At 71.5% G+C, this 21,466-nt stretch carries 20 protein-coding genes; 8 read left to right on the forward strand and 12 right to left on the reverse strand.

All coding sequences use genetic code 11. The features are described 5' to 3' along the window. Positions 1-35: 35 nt before the first annotated feature. Both F8178_RS14730 and F8178_RS14735 read left to right on the forward strand, forming a co-directional pair. A complete protein-coding gene (locus F8178_RS14730; RefSeq protein ID WP_317495366.1) occupies positions 36-2,048 on the forward strand; it encodes an SDR family oxidoreductase in 2,013 nt (670 codons plus the stop codon). 21 nt (positions 2,049-2,069) lie between these two features. Beyond that, positions 2,070-2,552: a GtrA family protein gene (locus F8178_RS14735; RefSeq protein ID WP_317495367.1), complete on the forward strand. Its 483-nt coding sequence runs from the start codon at positions 2,070-2,072 to the stop codon at positions 2,550-2,552. 19 nt (positions 2,553-2,571) lie between these two features. On the opposite strand, the gene F8178_RS14740 is transcribed toward F8178_RS14735, so the two are convergent. The 3 genes from F8178_RS14740 to F8178_RS14750 form a co-directional block, all read right to left on the reverse strand. Then, entirely contained in the window at positions 2,572-4,116 is a 1,545-nt protein-coding gene (locus F8178_RS14740; RefSeq protein ID WP_317495368.1) for a cobyric acid synthase, read from the reverse strand. Next, positions 4,113-5,117, reverse strand: coding sequence for a cobalamin biosynthesis protein (locus tag F8178_RS14745; RefSeq protein ID WP_317495369.1), 1,005 nt, complete (start codon positions 5,115-5,117; stop codon positions 4,113-4,115). The genes F8178_RS14740 and F8178_RS14745 overlap by 4 nt, the downstream gene beginning before the upstream one ends. A 64-nt stretch (positions 5,118-5,181) precedes the next feature. Then, complete coding sequence (locus F8178_RS14750) at positions 5,182-6,117, reverse strand: alpha/beta hydrolase (RefSeq protein ID WP_317495370.1); 936 nt, start codon at positions 6,115-6,117, stop codon at positions 5,182-5,184. A gap of 65 nt (positions 6,118-6,182) precedes the next feature. On the opposite strand from F8178_RS14750, the gene cobU reads away from it, so the two are divergent. The 4 genes from cobU (at position 6,183) to F8178_RS14770 (ending at position 9,665) form a co-directional block, all read left to right on the forward strand. After that, positions 6,183-6,836, forward strand: a complete 654-nt coding sequence (gene cobU / locus F8178_RS14755) for a bifunctional adenosylcobinamide kinase/adenosylcobinamide-phosphate guanylyltransferase (protein ID WP_317495371.1) — start codon at positions 6,183-6,185, stop codon at positions 6,834-6,836. Between the two features lie 2 nt (positions 6,837-6,838). Beyond that, complete coding sequence (cobT, locus tag F8178_RS14760; RefSeq protein ID WP_317495372.1) at positions 6,839-7,894, forward strand: nicotinate-nucleotide--dimethylbenzimidazole phosphoribosyltransferase; 1,056 nt, start codon at positions 6,839-6,841, stop codon at positions 7,892-7,894. Further along, on the forward strand, positions 7,894-8,652 hold the full coding sequence (locus tag F8178_RS14765; RefSeq protein ID WP_396345575.1) for an adenosylcobinamide-GDP ribazoletransferase: 759 nt from the start codon (positions 7,894-7,896) through the stop codon (positions 8,650-8,652). Before cobT ends, F8178_RS14765 begins: the two co-directional genes overlap by 1 nt. A 101-nt stretch (positions 8,653-8,753) precedes the next feature. Beyond that, the gene (locus F8178_RS14770; protein ID WP_317495373.1) at positions 8,754-9,665 is read left to right on the forward strand and encodes a hypothetical protein; all 912 of its coding nucleotides are present in this window, start codon (positions 8,754-8,756) and stop codon (positions 9,663-9,665) included. On the opposite strand, the gene F8178_RS14775 is transcribed toward F8178_RS14770, so the two are convergent. The 8 genes from F8178_RS14775 to F8178_RS14810 all read right to left on the reverse strand — a co-directional run bounded on the left by F8178_RS14775 (position 9,631) and on the right by F8178_RS14810 (position 18,063). Continuing rightward, positions 9,631-10,374, reverse strand: coding sequence for an ESX secretion-associated protein EspG (locus tag F8178_RS14775; protein ID WP_317495374.1), 744 nt, complete (start codon positions 10,372-10,374; stop codon positions 9,631-9,633). The two genes, F8178_RS14770 and F8178_RS14775, sit on opposite strands and share 35 nt — an antisense overlap. Before the next feature lie 42 nt (positions 10,375-10,416). Then, on the reverse strand, positions 10,417-11,772 hold the full coding sequence (locus F8178_RS14780; RefSeq protein ID WP_317495375.1) for a hypothetical protein: 1,356 nt from the start codon (positions 11,770-11,772) through the stop codon (positions 10,417-10,419). Next, positions 11,772-12,398 (reverse strand): DUF3558 domain-containing protein, encoded by a 627-nt coding sequence (locus tag F8178_RS14785; RefSeq protein WP_317495376.1) that lies wholly within the window; start codon positions 12,396-12,398, stop codon positions 11,772-11,774. Before F8178_RS14785 ends, F8178_RS14780 begins: the two co-directional genes overlap by 1 nt. Further along, positions 12,399-12,812 (reverse strand): hypothetical protein, encoded by a 414-nt coding sequence (locus F8178_RS14790; RefSeq protein ID WP_317495377.1) that lies wholly within the window; start codon positions 12,810-12,812, stop codon positions 12,399-12,401. A gap of 125 nt (positions 12,813-12,937) precedes the next feature. After that, a complete protein-coding gene (cobC, locus tag F8178_RS14795) occupies positions 12,938-13,990 on the reverse strand; it encodes an Rv2231c family pyridoxal phosphate-dependent protein CobC (RefSeq protein WP_317495378.1) in 1,053 nt (350 codons plus the stop codon). After that, positions 13,983-15,386, reverse strand: a complete 1,404-nt coding sequence (locus tag F8178_RS14800; RefSeq protein ID WP_317495379.1) for a cobyrinate a,c-diamide synthase — start codon at positions 15,384-15,386, stop codon at positions 13,983-13,985. The genes cobC and F8178_RS14800 overlap by 8 nt, the downstream gene beginning before the upstream one ends. After that, positions 15,380-15,994, reverse strand: coding sequence for a cob(I)yrinic acid a,c-diamide adenosyltransferase (gene cobO, locus F8178_RS14805; RefSeq protein ID WP_317495380.1), 615 nt, complete (start codon positions 15,992-15,994; stop codon positions 15,380-15,382). Before cobO ends, F8178_RS14800 begins: the two co-directional genes overlap by 7 nt. Further along, complete coding sequence (locus tag F8178_RS14810) at positions 15,994-18,063, reverse strand: putative cobaltochelatase (protein WP_317495381.1); 2,070 nt, start codon at positions 18,061-18,063, stop codon at positions 15,994-15,996. The genes cobO and F8178_RS14810 overlap by 1 nt, the downstream gene beginning before the upstream one ends. Positions 18,064-18,371: 308 nt before the next feature. Between F8178_RS14810 and cbiE the strand changes: the two genes are divergently transcribed. Beyond that, complete coding sequence (cbiE, locus tag F8178_RS14815; protein ID WP_317495382.1) at positions 18,372-19,610, forward strand: precorrin-6y C5,15-methyltransferase (decarboxylating) subunit CbiE; 1,239 nt, start codon at positions 18,372-18,374, stop codon at positions 19,608-19,610. Beyond that, positions 19,607-20,374 carry a precorrin-4 C(11)-methyltransferase gene (gene cobM / locus F8178_RS14820; RefSeq protein WP_317495383.1) on the forward strand — a complete coding sequence of 256 codons (768 nt, stop codon included), beginning with the start codon at positions 19,607-19,609 and terminating at the stop codon, positions 20,372-20,374. Before cbiE ends, cobM begins: the two co-directional genes overlap by 4 nt. A gap of 12 nt (positions 20,375-20,386) precedes the next feature. On the opposite strand, the gene F8178_RS14825 is transcribed toward cobM, so the two are convergent. Beyond that, positions 20,387-21,457 (reverse strand): cobalt-precorrin-5B (C(1))-methyltransferase, encoded by a 1,071-nt coding sequence (locus F8178_RS14825; protein ID WP_317495384.1) that lies wholly within the window; start codon positions 21,455-21,457, stop codon positions 20,387-20,389. Between the last annotated feature and the right edge of the window lie 9 nt (positions 21,458-21,466).

The following is a 21,466-nucleotide window of genomic DNA, read 5'->3' on the forward strand; positions in this document are numbered from 1 at the left end:
GTCATGCCCGCGTGCCCCTGCCGAGGAGGTCGAGGATGACCACATACTTCGTGACCGGAGCGACCGGTTTCATCGGTCGGCGCCTCGTGGCCCGGCTGCTCACCACGCCGGAAGCCACCGTCTACGCGCTCGTACGAGCCTCCTCCAAGCACCGCGTCACCGAACTGGCTTGCCAGCTCGGCCGCGATAACGCCCTGATTCCGGTGGTCGGCGACCTCACAGAGGAAGCCCTCGGCATCGACGAGGCGACGCTGGGCGCATTGGGCCCCGTGGACCACGTGGTGCACCTGGCCGCGATCTACGACCTCACCGCTGCCGAAGAGGACAACTGGTCGGCCAACGTCGCCGGTACCCGTAACGTGCTCACGCTGGCCGAGCGACTCGGCTCACCCCGGCTCCACCACGTCTCATCCATCGCGGTCGCTGACGACCACGCGGGCCGCTTCACCGAGGACGACTTCGATCTCGGGCAATCCCTGCCCTCGCCGTACCACGCCACCAAGTTCGAGGCGGAGCGGCTGGTGCGCAGGCAGCGAGCCGTACCCGTCACCGTCTACCGCCCGTCAGCTGTGGTCGGCGACTCACGCACCGGCGAGATGGACAAAATCGACGGGCCGTACTACTTCCTGCCTGCCATCACGCGTCTCGCCTCGCTGCCGGGACGGCTGCCGCTGCCGAGCATCGATCTCGGCGCCACCAACCTGGTCCCGGTGGATTACGTCGTCGACGCCATGGCGTACCTGATGCACCGTGACGCGCCGTCCGGGGCGACCTACCATCTCGCCGCGCCGGAACCACAACCGCTGCACGAGGTGTACAACGCCTTCGCCGCCGCTGCGGGTGCTCCCCGCGTCGCCGCGGTCGCCCCCGCCGCCGTCTCGACGGCGCTGCGGGCCGCGGGCGGCGCGCTCGGCAGGCCGGTGGTTTCCGCGATCGAACGGTCCCGCACCGGCGCCGACGTGCTGGCAGCGATCCTCGACGAGCTCGGCGTGCCGCGCCAGGTCCTGCCGCACCTGTCGTCACCCGTCCGGTTCGACACCGCGGCGACCAGGGACGCGCTCGCGGGCAGCGGTATCGAGCTGCCCGCGCTGGCCGACTACGCGCGCCCGCTGTACCGGTACTGGGCCGACCACCTCGATCCGGACCGCGCCCGCCGCCACGCGCGCCAGCACGCCCGGTCGTCTCCCCTGCACGGCAGGACCGTACTGATCACCGGGGCTTCCTCGGGGATCGGTCGGGCCACGGCCCTACGAGCGGCAGGCGAGGGAGCCACGGTGGTGCTGGTCGCGCGCCGCGCCGACGAGCTGGAAGCGGTGCGTGCCGAGATCGCCGAGGCCGGCGGTCAGGCGCACGCGTTCCCCTGCGACCTCACCGACGGCGAAGCGGTCGACGCCATGGTCAAGAACGTCCTCGACCGGTTGGGCGGGGTGGACATGCTGGTCAACAACGCGGGCCGGTCGATCCGTCGCTCGCTGAACCTGTCCACGCAGCGCTTCCACGACTTCGAACGCACCATGGCGATCAACTACTTCGGCCACGTCCGGCTCACCCTCGGCCTGCTGCCCGCGATGCAGCACCGGCACTTCGGGCACGTGGTCAACGTGACCAGCCAGGGGCTCGAGACCGACACCCCACGCTTCTCCGCGTATCTGGCGTCGAAGGCGGCGCTCGAGGAATTCGGGCTGTGCGCCGGGCGGGAGACCTACGACGAGGGGGTGACGTTCACGTCGCTGCGGATGCCGCTGGTGCGGACCGAGATGATCGCCTCCGGCGGTGTGTACCGCTCGCTGCCCGCGATCAGCGCCGACCAAGCGGCCAAGCTCGTGCTCAAGGCGCTGGCGCGCAAACCCGTGATCCTCAGCCTGCCCGCGGGCACCGCAGCCGAGCTCGCCGCGCGCACCTCACCCAGGCTGGCTCGGGCGGTGGCGAACGTGCTCTACCGGATCATGCCCGAATCCGCCCCGGAGGCGCGCCACCACCGGCCGCCCCACCCGCTGGTCTCGGCCGCCCGTACCGTCACCCGCCTGACATGGCGGCGTCGGGCTTAACGAAGGTCTATCGTCGGGATTATGGGAGCCGGAACGTCGGCCTCGCCGCCCGCGCGCACCCAGCAAGAGCCGCTGCTGGTCCAGTTGCTGCGGCAGGGCTCGTGGTACGTCGCGGCCGGGGCGGGTGCCACCGCAGTACACGCGCTGCTGTTCCTGCTCCTCCGGGAACCGTTGGGAACCTACCCCGCCAACCTCACGGCCATCGCCATCGCCACGGTGGCCAACACCGAGTTCCACCACCACATCACGTTCAACGCGCGCGGCAGCCCGAAACTCCGGCGCGCGATCGCGATCGTGGTGACCATCTGCTTCTACGCCACCTACAGCTCGGCGGCCCTGCTGGCGTTGCAGACCGCCATCGACAACCCGACCGCGACCCAGCAGACCGCCACGATCATCACGGCCGCGATGCTCTTCGGCGTGGCCCGCTTCACCCTGCTCCGGGTATGGGTGTTCGCGCACACCAGGCGCAGCCGCATCCCGCGCGATCAGCGTTCCGGCTGAACCCCACCGGAGCGGGGATTCAGCCGGGAGCGCCCGGCGGCACGAACGGCAACCCCGCTGGCGCGCCGTGGCTCACCGTCCGCAGCAGCCCGGTTGTGTCGAGATGCTCGGCGACGGCGTCGGCGACCCGGTCCAGCATCCCCTCCCGCAGCTCGGCGAAACCCGGCGCGTCACGCGCAGGCTCCCACCGCAGGCCGGCCTGCTCGGCCGCGGCAGCCAGCCAGGCCCGGCGGAACCCGTCGTTGTCGAAGGCGCCGTGCCAGGTGGTGCCCCACACCGCGCCGAGACGCCACCCGTCGAGGAACGGCTCCACCCGATCGGCACGCGGATCCCGCCGGTCAAGTGCGGCGCTGCCGTGGTGGATCTCGTAGGCAAGCACCGGGTGGTCACGCCACGCTCCCTCTGGTGTGCCCAGCACCTTGTCCCGCTCGAACGTGACCGTGGCGGGCAGTAGATCGAGCCCGGGCACCACGCCGCTGCCCGATTCCCACTCGTCGTGGATGGTGCTCGTGAGCATCTGGTGCCCACCGCAGATCCCCAGCACCGGCTTGCCGGCCGCCGCCCTGGCCAGCACCGCCCTGTCGATGCCGCGCTCGCGCACCCACCGCAGGTCATCCACCGTGGCTCTGGTACCGGGCAACACCACCACGTCACTGGAGTGCACCGTCTCCGGTGAGTCGGTGAGCGTCACCGACACTCCGGGTTCGGCGGCCAGCGCGTCCACGTCAGTGGCATTGGAGGTACGGGGCAACCGGACCACAGTCACCTGCAGCGGGCGGTTCCCATCAGCCGCCGGACCGGCCCCACTGCCCCGGCCGGACACCCCCGTATCGCGCTGCCAACCCGCCGCGGCGAGCGCGTCCTCGGAGTCGATCCAGGCGCCCTCCAGCCACGGCAGCACCCCGAGCACCGGCCTGCCGGTGACTCGGGACAGCGAATCGAGCCCCGGCCGGAGCAGCCCGGGGTCACCGCGGAACTTGTTGACGATCCAACCGGAAACCAACGCCTGATCCTCCGGGGCGAGCAGCGCCAGCGTGCCGAACATCGCGGCGAATACCCCTCCCCTATCGATGTCGCCGACCACCACGACGGGCAACCCGCAGCGGCGTGCCAGCCCCAGGTTGACGTAGTCGCCGGCACGGAGGTTGATCTCGGTGGGGCTACCCGCTCCTTCGCAGATCACCACGTCGAACCGGCGGCGGAGATCGGCCAGCGTGTCGTGCGCGATCTCCGCAAGGGCCCCCCGTCCCGTGGCGTACTCACCGCTGTCCAGAGCGCCGTACGGCTTACCGAGAGCGACGATGTGACTGCGCCGATCACTGCCTGGCTTGAGCAGGATCGGGTTCATCGCGGCCTCCGGAGTCACGCCCGCGGCGCGCGCCTGCAGCCACTGCGCGCGTCCAATCTCCGCACCATCCGGGCAGACCATCGAGTTGTTGGACATATTCTGCGCCTTGAACGGCGCGACCGAGTATCCCTGCCTGGCGAGGTAGCGGCAGATCCCGGCGACGACCAGGCTTTTGCCCGCGTCCGATGTGGTTCCCGCCACCAGCAGCCCGCTCATCCGCGCCTCCCTCGCGTCGATCCGGCCCGCACCACCTCACGACCGACCGCCAGGAGCGCGCCACCCGCGAGCGCTGCCGCCCCCACGATCCGTGACAGCCGTACCGAGCGGCGCAGGTCGGTGGTGTTCGGGTCGGGCCCGATTCCCAGGCTGCCCCTATCCTCCACGGTCGTGCCGTAGCGGTTCACCCCACCGAGGCGCACCCCGAGCGCACCAGCGAAGGCCGCCTCGACGGGTCCCGCGTTCGGGCTCGGATGCTTGCCCGCGTCCCGCCACCAGGCGCGTGCGGCGTCGCGAACGCGCCCGGCAACCAGCGGGGCGGCCACGGTCGCCGTGAACGCGCCGAACCGCGCGGGCACCAGGTTGGCGAGATCGTCCCCGCGCGCGCCTGCCCAGCCGAACCGGCGGTACCGGGGTGAGCGGTGCCCCACCATGGCATCGAGCGTGTTGAGCGCCCGGTAGCCGAGCAGGCCGGGCACACCAGCGACACCACCCCACAGCAGCGGCGCGACCACCGCGTCCGAGGTGTTCTCTGCGATCGACTCGGTCGCGGCGCGGGTCAGGGCTACCGTGTCGAGCTCGCTCGCGTCCCTGCCGCACAGGTGTGACAGCCTGGCCCGGGCGGGCCCCGGATCGCCGCAGGCGGCGGCCTCGTCGAGCAGCTCAGCCATGGCCTGGCCCTCCTCGGCCAGGCCACGCCCGCCGAGCACGACCCACGTCGCCAGCGCCGTGACCGACGCGCGCGCCAGCGGGCGCCTGCCGGTGCCCGCGTGCGCCGCGACACCGATCGCCGTGCCTGCGGCGACGCACAGCCCGGCATAGGCCGTTCCCCACGCGCGGCTGTCGCGCCACAGCAGCCGCTCGAGCCGTTCCGCGCCCGCGCCGAACAGCGCGACGGGGTGGCCTCGACGGGGGTCACCGAAGGCGGTGTCCGCCAGGTACCCGGCAACGAGTCCCGCCACGGTGGGCAGCGCTCGCACGGTCACCGGCCTGCTGGACATGAGTCACCAGTATCGTGGCGGGCCGCGCCGCAGCGGCGGCAGGGGCGTGACCGCGCGGGCCAGCTCACAGTCGCAGTGCCGCACGCAGCATCGCGCAGCTGTCCGCCACGGCCGCTGCCGCAGCGGGAACGAACGGACCGAAATGGGCGAAGCCGTGGATCAGGCCCTCGCACCGGCGCCGGTACACCTCGACCCCGGAACCCTCCACCGCGTCCGCGTACGCCTCCCCCTGGTCCCGCAGCGGGTCGTACTCAGCGGTGATCACGACCGTCGGCGGCAGCGCGGCGAGCTTGGGGTGCAGGATCGGCGACATGCGCGGGTCGGGCAGCAACGACAGGTCGGTGACATACGCCTCGGCGAACAGCTCGAGGGCGGCGCTGTCCAGGAAATACCCCTCGTTGAACGCCTCGCGCGACGGGTAGTCGCGGCTGACGTCGGTCGCCGGGTAGATCAGCAGCTGGGCCGCGAGCGCAGGGGCGTGCCCGGCCACCGCCAGTTCCTGGGCGGTCACGGCGGCGAAGGTGCCGCCCGCGCTGTCCCCGGCCACCGCCAGCCGCGACGGGTCGCCTCCCAGCTCGTCGATGTGGCCTGCGGCCCAGCGTGTCGCCGCGAGGCAGTCCTCGAGACCGGAGGGGAACGGGTGCTCCGGCGCGAGCCGGTAGTCCACGGACAGCACCACCGCGCCGACCTGCCTGCAGATCTCGCGGCATACCAGGTCGTGGGTGTCGAGACTGCCGATCACGTATCCACCGCCGTGGAAGTAGACCACCGTCGGCGCGGGTTGCTCCCGCTCGGGGCGGTACACCCGCGCATCGATCGGCCCGGCCGCGCCGGTGACCGTGATCTGTCTCACCGAACCCACGCCGGGTGCGGCGTCGACGACGATCGGATGGGCCGCGATCTCCTCGAACCGCTGCCGCACCTGCTCGACGGTGTCGGACTCGCCGACCAGCGGGGGCATGGTGGGCAGCAGCTGCTCGAATACCGGGTCCAGCGGCACGGGCACCTCCCTCGATCCAGGACCAACAGACTATGCGCGCCCGCGGCGCTGCGACAATGCGAGCCATGCCCTACTCACCCGCCCGGCGGTTCCTCGCCGGGGTCGCCAGTCGGCTGTCACACCGGTTGGCGATGCTGGCGACCACGGCACGACCGCCTGCGACGGTGCTGGTGCTGGGGGGCGCGCGGTCGGGTAAGTCACAGCACGCGGAACGGCTGCTCGCGGGCTACCGCGAGGTCGTCTACATTGCCACCGGCCACGCACCGGACGGGCAGGATTCCGAGTGGGCCGAGCGGGTACGGCGGCACCGGGCGCGTCGACCCCCGCACTGGCACACCGTGGAGACCGCCGACCTGCCAGCGGCGCTGCGCCGGGCGCAGGCCCCCGTGCTGGTCGATTGCCTGGCGACGTGGCTGGCCAGAGAGCTGGACGGTGCGGGTGCCTGGGACGGCGCCGACCGGTGGGAGGAGCACGTGACGAGCAGGATGGACGAGCTGATCGGGGTGTGGCGTTCGCTGCCGGTGCCTGCCGTCGCGGTCAGCAACGAGGTCGGTAGCGGTGTGGTCCCGGCTACACCCGCGGGAAGGTTGTTCCGAGATGTGCTTGGCTCGCTGAACAGCCGCGTCTCGGCCGCCTCGGACGTGGTGCACCTGGTCGTGGCCGGGCGCGCCATAGCCCTACCCGAACCACCGGGACCGCCCCGGAACAACCAGGAGTGACGATGACGGAGTTCGCGATACCGGTGCCCGACGAGGCCGCGCGCCGTGCCGCGCAGCAACGGCTCGACGGCCTGGTCAAACCGCTCGGTGCGCTCGGCAGGCTGGAAGAACTCGGCGCGTGGCTGTGCGCCGCGCACGGCACGGTTCCCCCTCGACAGATCGAGGACGTGCGCGTCGTGGTCTTCGCGGGCGACCACGGCGTCACCCTGGCCGGTGATTCCGGGAGCTCGGCCGTTTCCGCCTACCCGCGCGCGGTCACCGGCGCGATGGTGCGCGCCTTCGTGGCAGGCAGCAGCGGGGTGAACGTGCTCGCCGGTCAGGTCGGCGCCACGGTGCGGGTCGCCGACATCGCGGTCGACGACGACCTCGATGGCGTACCGCCCGAGGTGTCGGCACACAAGATCCGGCGCGGTTCCGGGGCGATCGATCGCGAGGACGCGTTGCTGCCCGGCGAGGCGCGCCGGGCGTTCGACGCGGGACGCGCGATCGCCGAGGCGGAGATCGAAGCGGGCGCCGACCTCCTCATCCCAGGGGACATGGGGATCGGCAACACCACGGTCGCCGCGGCGCTGGTAGCCGCCTCGCTCGGGGTGCCAGCCCGCGAGCTCACCGGCACGGGGACCGGGATCGACGAAGCAAGCCTGGAGGCCAAGGCGGCGGTGATCGACACTGCTGTCAGCCGTGCTGCCTGCCGCGTGGAGGACCCGTTCGAGCTGTTCACCGCGCTCGGCAGCGGTTGCGCCGCCGCGACCGCGGGATTCGTGGTCGGCGCGGCACAGCGGGCCGTGCCCGTCGTGCTGGACGGTGTGTTCTCCTGCGCCGCCGCGCTGGTCGCCCGTGACATCGCACCGGAAGCGGCGCGGTGGTGGCTGGCCGGGCATCGCTCGACGGAGCCGGCCCAGACGTACGCTCTCAAGGCGCTTGGCCTCGAGCCGATCCTCGACCTCGGGCTGCGGCTGGGCGAGGGCAGCGGGGCCGTTCAGGCGGTGTCGACGCTACGCGCGGCACGGGCGGTGCTGGCCGAGATGGGATCGCTGGCGGATCTCGGCCTCGGCTGATGATGGACGGGTTGCGGATGGCCGTTGGCACCCTCACGGCCGTTCCGGTGACCGCGCCGCGCGTGATCGACGTCCGGGTGGCGCGCCGGGCGATGGTGCTGGCTCCCGTGGCAGCCATTCCCCTTGCCCTGCTCAGCAGTGGCACTGTGCTGGCGGGCACCGCGGCGGGCGCGCCCGCTCTGTTGACCGCGACGGTGGCGATCGCGCTGGTGGTGCTCGCCTGCCGCGGGCTGCACCTGGACGGCCTGGCCGACACCGCCGACGGGCTCAGCGCCTCCTACGACCGCCAGCGGGCACTGGAGGTGATGCGCCGCGGCGACGTGGGCCCTGCTGGGGCGGTGACGCTCCTGCTGGTGGTGCTGGTGCAGGTGGCCGCGCTGGCCGGGGCGATCTCGGCGGGGCACGGCGTGGTCGCCGCGGCGCTGGCCGCGCTGGCGAGCAGGCAGGTGCTCGTGCTGTGCTGTGCCAGCGGTGTCCCGGCCGCCCGGCGTGACGGCCTCGGTGGGGCGGTCGCGGGCACCGTGCCGGTGTGGCAGGTGGTAGCGAGCACCGCCCTGTGGTGGGCGCTGTGCGCCGCGGCGGCGGTGGTGACCGGGCTGCCGTGGTGGCGCGGGGTGCTGGCTGCGGCGGCGGGCACGATCGCCGCGGCGCTGCTGACGGCACGATGCGTGCGCAGGATCGGCGGGGTGACCGGCGACGTGCTGGGGGGTTGCGTCGAGGTGGCCGCCGCGGCCGTACTGGTCGCTCTCGCCTGGTGATCCCCGGCCGTCCCGACAGGGTCGCGATCGGGTCATTGATCCGTTTCGATACCGCCCATTCCAGCTACGTAGCTGGTTCCGCTGGTGTACTCTCCGCCGGTATGCCGGACACACCACTGGCCACGCCCGGTGGCGCCGCTGGGCCCGCGCGCGGCGCTCACGCTGACGGCGAGCGCGGGCACTGGCCCTGGCTGCTGCGGGTGAGGCCGCAGCAGGTGCTGCTGGCGACCGCGGCCTTCCTCGCCACGGTCTGGGCTGTCTTCCTCGCGGTCGATATCGTCAACCTCGGCGGGATCGGGGACTCGCTGTCCGGGCCGGTGTGGTCCGGGCTGTTCAACCGCGGGGTGACCGAGGTCGTTCAGTGGGTACTGTCGGCGCTGACCGTGGCAGCGGCCGCCTACCTCGCGGGGGCGCTGGCGTTCGGCGAGCGGCGATGGCCCGCCGCGGCGTCGTTCTTCTTCCTGCTCGCCATCGGGCTGGGGCTCATGTTGATCGAGGAGGCCGGTGACGTCCGGCACCTGATCGGCGCGTGGGTCAGCGGGACGTTCGGCGACACTATCCTCGGGACCCACCACGCGCTGTTCGCCCACGCGCCGGTGTTCGCGATCATCGCCTGGTTCCCGGTGTATGCGCTGCTGCGCTACGGGAAACACATCTGGCGGGTGCCGGGGGTGCGTCGCTACCTGGTGGCCGCGTACAGCACCTACGGGGTCGTGGCGTCGACCGCGCTGCTGGCGCACGTCGGGTTGTTCTACGTCAAGCTGGGAGCCGTGATCGACCGGTGGGTCTTCGGTGGTCGTTTCCCGCCGGAACCCGGCCAGCCGGAAGGCCTGGCGCACTACTTCCTGGTGGACTCGGTCCTGGAGGAATCGATCGAGCTGATCGCTCCCGCGTTGATGCTGGCGATGGTGCTGGCTTTCGCCCGCGCGCTCCGCGAGGGCACGCTCGGCAGCGAGCGCGGCGGGCCGGGACGCGGCCCTAGCGAGTCCGCAACTGCTGCTCCAGCTCGGTGAGCTTGCCGGCCAGCGTCATCGAATCACCGCTGACCAGGGTCACCCAGCCTCCCTCGCTGACGCTGAGCAGCGCCCTGCCAGAGTTGGTGTCGATCCAGCACGGCACCGGGGTGCGGTTGACGTACCGGCGACCGTGCCCGTCGCGGATGGCGGCGTAGAGCTGCCCGGCCGCGCTGCGGTCCTGGTCGAGGAAGCGCTTCATGCGTTTGGCGTCGCGCGAACTGGCATCCGAGCCGAACGCCTCGCCCTTCTCCGCGGCATCCAGGTCCGCCGTCGCGCAGTTCGTGGAGTGGATGCGCGCGGCAGGCGTTTCCGGCAGGGCGGTGACCAGTCGCACGCCGAGCTGCTCGGCCGGGATCGGGGAGATGTCGATCCGCTGTCCTTCCTGGATGATCAGCAGCGCGTCGCGGCCATGACTGACGGTGCGGACCGTCTTGGTGGACTCACCGATGGAGGCGATGGTGTAGTACTCGACGGCGGGGCGTTGCATGGTGACCAGCGTGTCGCGGAAGTCGTCGCTGGCGCGGTTGCCCGAGGTCAGCCCCTGCTCGGCCAGTTCACGCAGCACCCGCACGTCACGTTCCCTTGCGGCCTCCGGGGGGTACCAGCGATCGCCGCCGAGCAGGGTGACGTGCGGTTCGCCGAGGTTTTCCTTGTCCAGCAGGGTGGCGTAGGTCTCCAGGCTGATCGTGACCGGTCGCGTGATCACAGGTCTGACTCCCCCTCCGAGTGTCGACTCCTCGTACGGTGACTACTCGCCGATGACGCCGTCGATGATGACCATCCCGGTCACCGGGTCGTACTCCTTCTCCCCGTGCTCGTCACGCACCACCGGCAGCCCGGTATCCAGCTGCTCATCCTGGATGAACTTCCGCTCATGCTGCTCATCCTCACTGCCCTGGCCACCACGACCACCACCGGCACCCATCATGCCGCCCATCGGCGCCCGCCCCCCGGCAGCAGCACCCTGGCCACCACCGGCAGCACCGGCCGCACCCGAACCCGTCGGACCGAAACCACCCTGACCACTCATCGCCCCAGGACCAGCCGCACCACCGGCAGCGCCCCCGGCAGCACCACCCGGGGCCGCACCAGCGAACCCACCGGCAGCCATCCCAGCACCCCCAGCAGCAGCACCCGAACCCATCGGGCCGAACTCACCCCCAGCACGACCAGCACCACCAGCGCCACCCAGGCCCGAGGCGCCGGTACCACTCGGCGGGATCACCGTCCCATCCGGACGCACCAGACTCCCATCCGGACGCCGGATCGTGCCATCCGGATACCGGATACTGCCATCCGGCAACCGCACCCCACCCTGACGACCACCAACACCAGCACCACCACCCCCAGCACCTGTACCGGAACCCGCACCAGCACCAGCACCGGCTACCGCACCCCCCGGCACACCCGGAGCACCACCAACACCACCCGACGGCGCCACACCCCCACCACCAGCAGTACCTGCGCCCGCACCAGCCGCGGCGGTCGGTGCCGCGACGCCCGGTTGGGCTACACCGGACGGTGAGGTGGTCCCGGTTGCTCCGCTCGACGAGCCCGGTTCCTCCTCGTCCGGGTCGGGGTAGTCCCGTTCCTGCGAGATCCGGACCTGGTTCTCCCCCGATTCACTGGAATAGGCCGAGTACAGCCTGCGGTTCTTGGCGTCGGCCTCGTACCACGCGTTGCGCTGGTCTTCCTGCGAGTCCACCAGGCCTGTCCAGCTGGCGTAGTTGCGCCAGCTACCGCCGACGGCGTCATCCACTTCTCCCGGGATGTCCTCGACCTCGTTGTAGATGTGCGAGTACGCGCCGCGCTGGCTGGACATGCTGAATGTGGAGGGGCTGACCGCAGTCGCGGTCTCGTTGCTGCGTCGCTCTACCGTGCTCAGCTTGACCTTGAACGCCTCGGCCGACTCACCCCGCCATACCTCGTTGATGGTGCGCCGCAGCGCGGCCACATCCTCGGCGATCTCGCTGTGCCTGCTGTGCAGGTCGCGGGCGGTGTCCTCACCCGTACCCAGCGTTTCAGCGAACGGGCGTGGCTCCCTGATCATCCGGAAGATATCCGCACCGGACAACCCATGCCCCGTCGCAGGATGACCCGACATCACCCATCCCCCTTCATCGTCTCCACAACCAACTCCGCGATCTCATACGCCGCACCGCAAGGATCATCGTGATACGGGCTGGAGTCGTCCACAGCGCTCATGGCAACATAAAAGTGGAGCTCATCTCTGAGCCCAACATCCACAGTGCAGTAGCCGTCCTTACGGTCATCGTTATAGTTCGCCGCTACTGCCGGATGGCCTACTACGGGATCCAGCTCTTCGAAGTACTCGAAGAGGCCTTCGGCATCCTGTGCGTACACGTGGCTGAGCCCTTCAGGATTCCCCGTCACCAGATAGGCCCCGAACGACTCGCTACGGGACTCGGTTCGCCAGCTGCACTTGGGACCCACGGTGTCCAGATACCCTGGCTCAGCTTCGCTGACGTGCACAGGCAGCTGTTCCAGCTGGTCATCTCGGAGTACACGACACATGTCGTCTTCGAACGTCGAGAGATCCTCGATCGGATCACCGACAGCCGGAGCCCCACTATGAGGCAGGTCCTCCGACTGCTGGCCGTTGTCAGCACCGTCCCGCTCAGCAGAACCGGCCGTCTCATCCGAACACGCTGCTGCCACCAGCATCGCCGTGCACGCCAGAGCCGCCAGAACTGCTTTCCGCGCGTTCATTCAGGCTTGTCCTTCCAAGCTCCTGGCGACCTCGTCCTCGTGCCGCTCCCGCTCAGCCTTCATCTCCCTCGCTTCGTCGATCAACTCCTGCAACGCGGCGACCTCCTTCCGCACGCAAGCCTGGTAGGCTCTAGCGCCCTTTCCCGCTGTATCGGCATAACTGCTACTCGCCGGGTCACTCGGCGCCTGCACCCGACCGAGACCATCCGCATCCCGCTGTGCGTCCATCAACCGCTCCCGGATGTCCTCCAGCCGGTCGATGACCTTCTGCACACCCTCGCTGTCGAAAGCGATGTCCTCCAGGCCGCCGCCAGCACCGCCACTCGGTGCCTGCTGCGGACCCAACGGCACCGGCGCCTCACCGGTTTGCGGTAGCGGCAGCTCCGGCCCACCAGCAGCATCCTGCTCACCCATCAGATCCCTCCCTGACCGGCAACCCCAGAGCGCGAACACACCCCAACGTCACCGCGCACACCTCACGCACACGTACCGTATCCAGTCCCTGCTACCACAGCAATCACCTCTCGGACGGACCACGGTCACATCCGGTTCCACCCCACCGTCACCGCCAAGGCGTCCAGAAACCCCCGGGTGGTAGCCGGGTCGCGTACCGCGATGCGCATCCAGTCGCTGGACAGGCCGGGGAACGTGTCGCCGCGGCGCACCGCGTAGCCGAGCTCGCGCAGCCGTAGCCGTACCCGCTCCCCTTCGGGCACGGTGACCAGCACGAACGGCGCACGCGGTTGACCGGCGACCCGGACCCCCAGCGGCTCCAGCCTTGCCAGCCCCTCCACCAGCGCCTTCCGGTCGGCATCAGCGGTTACGGCCAGCTCGTCCGCCTGTGCGGTCGCGGCCGGGCCGGTGCAGGCGACAACGGCGGCAGCGGCGGGGGTGGACACCGACCAGGGCGGCTGCGCGGCGCGTAGTTGCTCCACCAGCTCGGGCTCGCCGAGCACGTAGCCCGCGCGCAGCCCGGCGATCCCCCAGGTCTTGGTGAGGCTGCGGATCACGAGCACCCCGGGCGCGCGCTCGCCGGACAGCGTTTCCGGCTCGCCTGGCACGGCATCGGCGAAGGCTTCGTCGACCACCACGACCCGGCCCGGCCTGCACAGCCGCCGTATCGCCCCTGCCGGGTGCAGCACCGATGTCGGGTTGGTGGGGTTGCCCACCACCACCAGGTCGGCATCGGCGGGGACTTTCTCGGGCCGCAGGCGGAAGCCATCATGGGCGTCGAGGATCACGTGCTCCACGCAGTGCCCCGCTTCGTGCAGCGCCACGTCGGGCTCGGTGAACTGGGGGTGCACGATCACCGAGTGTCGCGGCCGCAGCGCCCTGGCGAGCAGCGTGAACGCCTCCGCGGCGCCGGAGGTGACCAGGACCTCGTCAGGGCTGCGGCCGTGCCGCGCCGCCACCGCCTTGGTCGCCTCCGAGACGTCGGGATAGGCGGCCAGCCGGTGCAGGCTCGCCGTCAGCTCCTCCCGCAGCCACGCGGGCGGTTCGCCGAGCCGCACGTTCACGGCGAGGTCCACGAGACCGTCGGCGATGTCCTGGTCGCCGTGGTGGCGCAGGTCCCGATCGCCGGTGTCAGCCATGGTCGCTCACCAGCCAGAGAGTTCGGGCGTGCGCGGCGGCGGCGAAGCGGTACGCCAGCGCCGGATGACCGGCCCAGTGCACGTGCAGGTAGGAGGCGTGCACGGTGGGGGTGACGAAGCCTTCCTCACTGTCCTGCCAGCGCCACGCGGGGCGCTGGCCGTGCCGCGGGGTGACCTGGGTGCGGTGGAACTCGTGGCCGGTGACCCGCGCCCCGGCGGGGGCTAGGAAGCTCTCGCTGGCCACGGTCGCGGCACGATAGCCGAGCGTGCGGCGCCCGGTCATGGTGGCGGTGGCGTCCAGCACTCCCGTCATCGGTTCGCCGTCCAGCTCGCGGCACAGGTAGGTCAACCCGGCGCACTCGGCCACCACCGGCACACCACGCCCCACCGCGGCGGCGATCTCCGCGCGCAGCGCGGCGTTGCTCGCCAGCGCCTCGACGTGCACCTCGGGGAACCCGCCCCCGAAGTACAGGCCCGCGCAGCCGGGTGGCAGCGACTGGTCGGCGAGCGGGTCGACGTCGACGACCTCGACCCCGGCGGCACGCAGCAGCTCCATGTTCTCCGCGTACCGGAAGGTGAACGCTTGGCCTGCCGCCGCGGCGACGGTCACCCCGTTCTGCCCGGCTACGCCGCCGGTGTTGCCGACCGGTTCCAGCTGCTCGGCCGGGTCCCACGGCCTGCCGTGCACGCCGGGGGCTTGGTAGGCCACCCGCATCACCGCGTCCAGGTCCATGCCGTGCGCCACCCAGTCGCGCAGCCGACCGAGCACGGCCGACGCCTCGGACTCCCGTTCGCCGACGGGCACCAGTCCGAGGTGGCGACTCGGTGCGTGGATACCGTCCTCGCGGTGCAGCGCGCCGAGCACCGGCACGCCGAGCGGTTCGATGGCGTCCCGCAATTCGGTCTCGTGCCGGGGCGAGCCCAGCTTGTTCAGGATGACCCCGGCCAGCCGCACCCGCGGGTCGTAGGTGGCGAATCCGTGCACCATCGCGGCTGCGCTGCGGCCCGCCGCGCTGGCGTCGATCACCAGCACGACCGGCGCGTCGATCAGACGAGCCACGTGCGCGGTGGAGGCGTAGCCTTCGGAGCCGAGTGCCCCGTCGAACAGCCCCATCACGCCTTCCACCACGGCCACCTCGGCCTGCCGTCCAGCATGGGCGCCGTGCAGCAGCAGCGGCACGACCCGCTCCTCCCCTTGCAGGTACGGGTCGAGGTTGCGGCCGGGTCTGCCGGTGGCCAGCGCGTGGTAGCTGGGGTCGATGTAGTCCGGCCCCACCTTGTGACCGGAGACGGTCAGGCCGCGCTGCCGGAGTGCGGCCATCAGGCCGGTGGCCACGGTGGTCTTGCCGTGCCCCGAGGCGGGCGCGGCGATGACCAGCCGGGGCAGGGTCACCATTCGATCCCCCGCTGTCCTTTCTGGCCCGCGTCCATCGGGTGTTTGCGCTTGGTCATCTCCACCACCAGGTCGGCGACATCGATCAGTTCTGCGGGCGCGTTCCTGCCGGTGACCACCACGTGCTGGCGTCCCGGGCGGTCACGCAGCGTCTCGACGACGTCCGCGGTGTCCACCCAGCCCCAGTGCAGCGGGTAGCTGAACTCGTCGAGCACGTAGAAATCGTGCCGCTGCTCGGCCAACCTGCGCTTGATCTCCTCCCAGCCCTCGCGGGCGTCAGCGGCGTGGTCGTCCTCGGTGCCCTTCTTCCGCGCCCAGCTCCAGCCCTCGCCCATCTTGTGCCACTCGACGGGGCCACCCTGGCCGGTGTTGTCGTGCACCTCGCCGAGCGCGCGCAGCGCGGACTCCTCGCCGACGCGCCACTTGGCGGACTTGACGAACTGGAACACCGCCACCGACCAGCCCTGGTTCCACGCCCGCAACGCCATGCCGAAGGCCGCTGTGGACTTCCCCTTCATCTCCCCAGTGTGCACCGCCAAGATCGGCCGGTGCCTGCGCTGCCTGGTCGTCAGCCCGTCGTCCGGGACCACATCCGGTTGCCCTTTCGGCATTACGCTGCCCTCCGTACGTCGTTCCCGCGCGCCGTGCGTGCCTTGATCTCGCCTGCCAGCGTGTCGGCGGCGACCGCGCCAAGCGGTACGTGCTCGGCGCCCAGCCGGGCAGCCAGCTCCCGTGCCAACCCCAGGCGCATGCGGCCCGTCTCGCAGTCCATCACCACGCTGGCCACGCCATTGCTCGCCAGCTTCTCCGCCGCGCGGTGCGCCCTGGCGACCGGCTCCTCGCCACTGGTCGCTCTGCCATCGGTGACCACAACCACCAGCGGACGCCTGCGGGGATCGCGGATCGATTCGATCCGCAGCGCCTCCGATACCTTCACCAGCCCTTCGGCGAGCGGGGTGCGTCCGCCGGTCGGCAGGCCCTCCAGCCGGACGGCCGCCGCTTCCACGCTGGAGGTCGGTGGCAGCACGAGGTCGGCCTCGCTGCCGCGGAAAGCGACCATGCCGACCTTGTCGCGGCGCTGGTAGGCATCCATCAGCAGCGACAGCACCGCGGACTTGACCTCACGTATCCGCTCACGCGCCCCCATCGATCCGGAGGCGTCCACACAGAACAGTACGAGGTTGCTCTCCTTGCCCTCGCGCAGCGCGTAGCGCACGTCCCGCGGGGTGATCACCGGCCCGGTGCCGGTGCCACGCCGCGCCCGCTGGTGTGGAGCCGCCGCGTACAGCGTGCCAACCAAGTGCGGGGTGCGGGACCGCCCGGCGTCCCGGCCACCAACGGGCTGCACCCCGATCGTCCGCCCGGTCTCGGTAATCGCCCTGGACCGCTTGCCCTGCTCCCCGGTGCCGCTGCCTGCCACGCTGAACAGCCGTGCCCGGTAGGGGTTGCCGGACTCCACGGTGTGCTGCTGGCCCTGCTCGCTACCCGCGCCCTGCTCACCGGCCTGCCCACCCCGGGGTGGGCTGCCGACGCCCTGGTGCGGCGGCTCCTGTTCGCCGGGGTCCGGCGCCCCCGAGCCGGGCCCACCCGGCCCGCCGGGCGGCGGATCGTCATCCGGACCGTCGGGATCGGACTGTTCCGAGCCGGTTCCCTCCCCCGACTCGGTGCCGGAGCTGGCCTCGGACAGTGCCTGCTCGAGCTCCTGCTCGTCGATTCCCGGCGCGTCGAAGGGGTTGCGCCTGCGGCGGTGCGGTAGCGCCAGCCGGGCCGCCACCCGGATGTCCTCGGTGGTGACCTCCTCACAACCCGACCACGCGGCGTGCGCCGCGGCGGTACGCGCCATGACGATGTCGGCGCGCATGCCGTCGACCTCGAACGAGGCGCAGACCTCGGCGATCCGCACCAGAGCGTCGTCGGTGATGCGCACCGACGGCAGCAACTGCTGCGCCGCGTCGATCTTCTTGGCCAGTTCCGCCTCGTCGTCGGCGTAGCTGTCGGCGAAGTCGTCCGGGTCGTTCTCGTAGGCCATGCGCCTGCGCACCACCTCGACCCGCTCCTGCGGGTCACGGCTGGTGGCCACCTCGACGGTGAGGCCGAAGCGGTCCAGCAGCTGCGGCCGTAGCTCGCCTTCCTCCGGGTTCATGGTGCCGATCAGCACGAAACGCGCGGCGTGCGACACCGACACGCCTTCCCGCTCCACCGTGGCTCGCCCCATGGCCGCGGCATCCAGCAACGCATCCACCAGGTGATCGTGCAGCAGGTTCACCTCGTCGACGTACAGCAGTCCCCGATGCGCGGCGGCGAGCAGGCCCGGCTGGTAATCGGTCACACCCTCACCGAGCGCCCGCTCCAGGTTCAGCGAACCCACCACCCGGTCCTCGGCCGCGCCGACCGGCAGCTCCACCAAACGCGCAGGCCGCCGGTGGTGCTCGCCCCCCTGTTGGTGTGGCCCGTCGGGGCACTCGGGATCGACCTCGGCGGGATCGCACGAGAACCGGCAGCCGGTGACCACGTCCAGTTCGGGCAGTAGCCCGGCCAGCGCCCGGACCATGGTGGATTTCGCCGTGCCCTTCTCACCACGCACCAGCACCCCACCGATCGCGGGGGACACGGCGGACAGCACGAGTGCCAACCGCAGGTCGGCCATGCCGACCACGGCGGTGAACGGAAACGGTCGCACCTACGACTCCTTCGCTATCGACGGGTATCCACGCCCGCTCTCCAGCTCGGCCACGCCCGGGAGACCCCCGGCACGGGCAACGACCACCGAAGCTCTGGCTCCCGGTCGCCGCGCTGGCCGGTTGGCCGGGCGCGACCGGTCACAGTGGCGGGACCGCCCTGGACTCGCGCGGCGCGCGCTCACCAGGTTCCTCGAATGGCCGTCCGGCGCATCATCGCATAGCCGGTCACGGCGGTGGGCGTGAGAAGTCCCATGGCAGCCGCACGGTACCCCACCGTGATGGCACCCGGCTCCGATACCGTGCCAGCGTGCCCACCGCAGACCAACCGGACCCCAGCGTGATCACCGTCGTCGGCATCGGCGCCGACGGCTGGCCCGGCCTGGCCGAGCAAGCCAGGGCGTCGATCATGGAGGCAGAGGTCCTGTTCGGCAGCGCGCGGCAGCTCGACCTCATCCCCGACGAGGTGTCCGCCACACGGGTGACCTGGCCGAGCCCGCTGCTGCCCGCGCTGGACGGGCTGCTCGCCGAGCACGCCGGGCGCCGCCGGTGCGTGCTGGCCAGCGGCGATCCGTTGCTGTCCGGTATCGGCACCACCCTGGTACGCCGCTACGGCACTGCCTCGGTACGGGTGCTGCCCACGGTGTCCTCGGCCACCCTCGCGCGCGCACGGCTCGGGTGGTCGTTCGAGGAGACCGAGGTGGTCAGCTCCGTCGCCCGCAGCGTGCACCGGGTCAGCAGGGCACTGGCGCCGGGACGGCGGGTGCTGGTGCTCTCGGCCGACGCGGCGACCCCCGCCGAGATCGCGCGGGTACTCACCGACCGGGGTTACGGGTCGAGCGCGGTGACCGTGCTGGAGAACCTGGGCGGGTCCGATGAGCGGCGGTTGCACGGCACCGCGCGGGACTGGCCCCACCCGCCTGGTGCCGCATTGAACGTGGTGGCCATCGAGTGCCACGCCGACCAGGACGCCCCGCTGTACGGCATCGCTGCCTGCCTGCCGGACGACGCGTTCGAGCACGACGGGCAGCTCACCAAGCGCGACCTGCGGGCGAGCGCCCTTGCCCGGCTGGCGCCCGTTCCTGGCCAGCTCCTGGCCGACATCGGGGCGGGCGCGGGCAGCGTGGCCATCGAGTGGTGCCGGGCCCACCCGGCCAACCGGGCGCTGGCGATCGAGCGCGACCCCGTGCGCGCCGAGCGGATCACGCGCAACGCCACCCACCTCGGCGTGCCGGACGTGCGCGTGATCACCGGGCGCGCGCCGCAGGACGTGCCAGGCGACGAGCGACCGGACGCGATCTTCCTTGGCGGCGGGGTCAGCGCACCCGGCATGGTCGAGACCTGCCTGCGCTGGCTGGCGCCGGGCGGCAGGCTGGTCGCCCACGGCGTCACCGTGGAATCGGAGGCGGTGTTGGTCGAGGCCTACCGCATCCACGGCGGCGAGCTCACCCGCATATCCGTCGAACACGCCACGGCACTCGGGGGCTACACCGGCTGGCAACCGGCCCGCACCGTCACCCAGTACCACCTCAGGAGGGATCGAGCGTGACCGTGCACTTCATCGGCGCCGGCCCCGGCGCGGCGGACCTGATCACCGTTCGCGGGCGCGACCTGCTGGCCCGCTGCGCGCTGTGCCTGTACCCCGGCAGCCTCACCCCGACCGACCTGCTTGCCCACTGTCCCGAGCAGGCGCGGCTGGTCGACACCGCCGAACTCACCCTCGACGAGATCGTCGACGAGCTGGTCACCGCCCACGCGGCTGACCACAACCCGGTGGTGGCGCGGCTGTGCTCCGGTGACCCGTCGGTATACAGCGCGGTGGCCGAGCAGATGCGCAGGCTGGACGCTGCGGGCGTGGACTACGAGGTCACTCCGGGAGTGCCCGCCTTCGCCGCCGCTGCCGCCACACTCAAGCGCGAGCTGACGGTACCCACGGTCGGGCAGAGCCTGGTGATCACCCGCACCCAGGCGCGGTCGACCCCGATGCCCGAGGGGGAGAGCCTGTCGGCGTTCGCCGCCACCGGCACCACGCTGGCGGTGCACCTGGGGATCGGCCGTATCGAGCAGGTGGTCGAGGAGCTGCTGCCGCACTACGGGCCGGACTGCCCCGTCGCCGTGGTCGCCCACGCCAGCCAGCCGGCGGAGACGGTGCTGCGCGGCACCCTCGCCGATATCGCCGAGCAGGTCCGCGCGGCTGGCCTGAGCCGTGCGGCAACAATCTTCGTGGGCCGGGTGCTGGACGCGGAAGCCTTCCCCGATAGCTTCCTTTACTCCAAGGGACGCGACCGCCGCGCTCAACCGGGCTCGCTGTAGCGGGCCAGCCGGCTACGGGGCGCGGCCCACGATGGTGCCGGAGCGGTCGACGACGACTATGTCGACCTCAACGGGGGCGTCACCGAGCACTTCGACCGCGGCACGCCGCGCGCGTTCAGCCACCATCCCGCCGAGGTCGAAGCCTTCGGCGGTGGCGAGTTCGAGGGCGTGCGCCGCGGTGTTGGCCTCCTTGACCTCCCCAGCCAGTCGGGGGTGCCCGGCCCCGTCCGCCAGCTCGGCCAACATGCCGAGATCCACCTGCGAACGCTGCGAGTGCAGGTCGAGGTACCCCGCCGCGAGCTTGGACATCTTCGCGAACCCGCCCGCTACCGTGAGCCGGGGCACCGGGTGCTTGCGCAGGTACTTCAGCACCGCGCCCGCGAAGTCGCCCATATCGAGCAGCGCGGTGTCGTCCAGCCCGTACAGCTCGGCCACGACCTGCTCGGAGGTGCTGCCGGTGGAGCCGGCGACATGCCCCACCCCCATCGCGCGGGCGACATCGATGCCGCGCCGGATGCTGTCGATCCACGCCGAGCACGAGTACGGCACCACCACCCCGGTGGTACCCAGCACCGAGAGGCCACCGACGATGCCGAGCCGGGGATTCCAGGTATGGCGTGCCATCTCCTCGCCGTGCCGGATCGCGATCTCCACCACCACGTCACCGCTGCCGCCGTGCTCGCCGGCCACCCGCTCGATCGCCTCACGCATCATCCGGCGCGGCGCCGGATTGATAGCAGGCTCGCCCACCGCCACCGGCAGCCCAGGCCGGGTCACCGTCCCCACGCCCGAGCCTGCCTTGAACGTGACACCGCTGCCAGACTCCCCGTGGCCGACGGTGGACACGACCAGCGCGCCGTGGGTGACGTCGGGATCGTCACCCGCGTCCTTGACCACACCGGCGTGCGCGGTGTCGCCGGTCATACCTTCGGTGGCCAGCGCGAACCAGGGCCGCTTGCCCTTGGGCAGCAGCACCTCGACCGGGTCGGGGAACGCGCCGGTCAGCAGTGCGGTGTAGGCGGCTGTGGTGGCCGCGGTCGCACATGCCCCCGTGGTCCACCCGTAGCGAAGTTCGTCTGCCATAGTCTCGTG

Origin of the sequence: Haloechinothrix sp. LS1_15 (assembly GCF_033042135.1) — a bacterium.
Lineage (GTDB): Bacteria > Actinomycetota > Actinomycetes > Mycobacteriales > Pseudonocardiaceae > Haloechinothrix.

Bases quoted from the DNA above. Each gene is read 5' to 3' on its own strand.
- F8178_RS14730 (WP_317495366.1), top strand. From the start codon at position 36: ATGACCACATACTTCGTGACCGGAGCGACCGGTTTCATCGGTCGGCGC.
- F8178_RS14735 (WP_317495367.1), top strand. From the start codon at position 2,070: ATGGGAGCCGGAACGTCGGCCTCGCCGCCCGCGCGCACCCAGCAAGAG.
- F8178_RS14740 (WP_317495368.1), bottom strand. From the start codon at position 4,116: ATGAGCGGGCTGCTGGTGGCGGGAACCACATCGGACGCGGGCAAAAGC.
- F8178_RS14745 (WP_317495369.1), bottom strand. From the start codon at position 5,117: ATGTCCAGCAGGCCGGTGACCGTGCGAGCGCTGCCCACCGTGGCGGGA.
- cobU (WP_317495371.1), top strand. From the start codon at position 6,183: ATGCCCTACTCACCCGCCCGGCGGTTCCTCGCCGGGGTCGCCAGTCGG.
- cobT (WP_317495372.1), top strand. From the start codon at position 6,839: ATGACGGAGTTCGCGATACCGGTGCCCGACGAGGCCGCGCGCCGTGCC.
- F8178_RS14765 (WP_396345575.1), top strand. From the start codon at position 7,894: ATGATGGACGGGTTGCGGATGGCCGTTGGCACCCTCACGGCCGTTCCG.
- F8178_RS14770 (WP_317495373.1), top strand. From the start codon at position 8,754: ATGCCGGACACACCACTGGCCACGCCCGGTGGCGCCGCTGGGCCCGCG.
- F8178_RS14780 (WP_317495375.1), bottom strand. From the start codon at position 11,772: ATGTCGGGTCATCCTGCGACGGGGCATGGGTTGTCCGGTGCGGATATC.
- F8178_RS14785 (WP_317495376.1), bottom strand. From the start codon at position 12,398: ATGAACGCGCGGAAAGCAGTTCTGGCGGCTCTGGCGTGCACGGCGATG.
- F8178_RS14790 (WP_317495377.1), bottom strand. From the start codon at position 12,812: ATGGGTGAGCAGGATGCTGCTGGTGGGCCGGAGCTGCCGCTACCGCAA.
- cobC (WP_317495378.1), bottom strand. From the start codon at position 13,990: ATGGCTGACACCGGCGATCGGGACCTGCGCCACCACGGCGACCAGGAC.
- F8178_RS14800 (WP_317495379.1), bottom strand. From the start codon at position 15,386: ATGGTGACCCTGCCCCGGCTGGTCATCGCCGCGCCCGCCTCGGGGCAC.
- cobO (WP_317495380.1), bottom strand. From the start codon at position 15,994: ATGCCGAAAGGGCAACCGGATGTGGTCCCGGACGACGGGCTGACGACC.
- F8178_RS14825 (WP_317495384.1), bottom strand. From the start codon at position 21,457: ATGGCAGACGAACTTCGCTACGGGTGGACCACGGGGGCATGTGCGACC.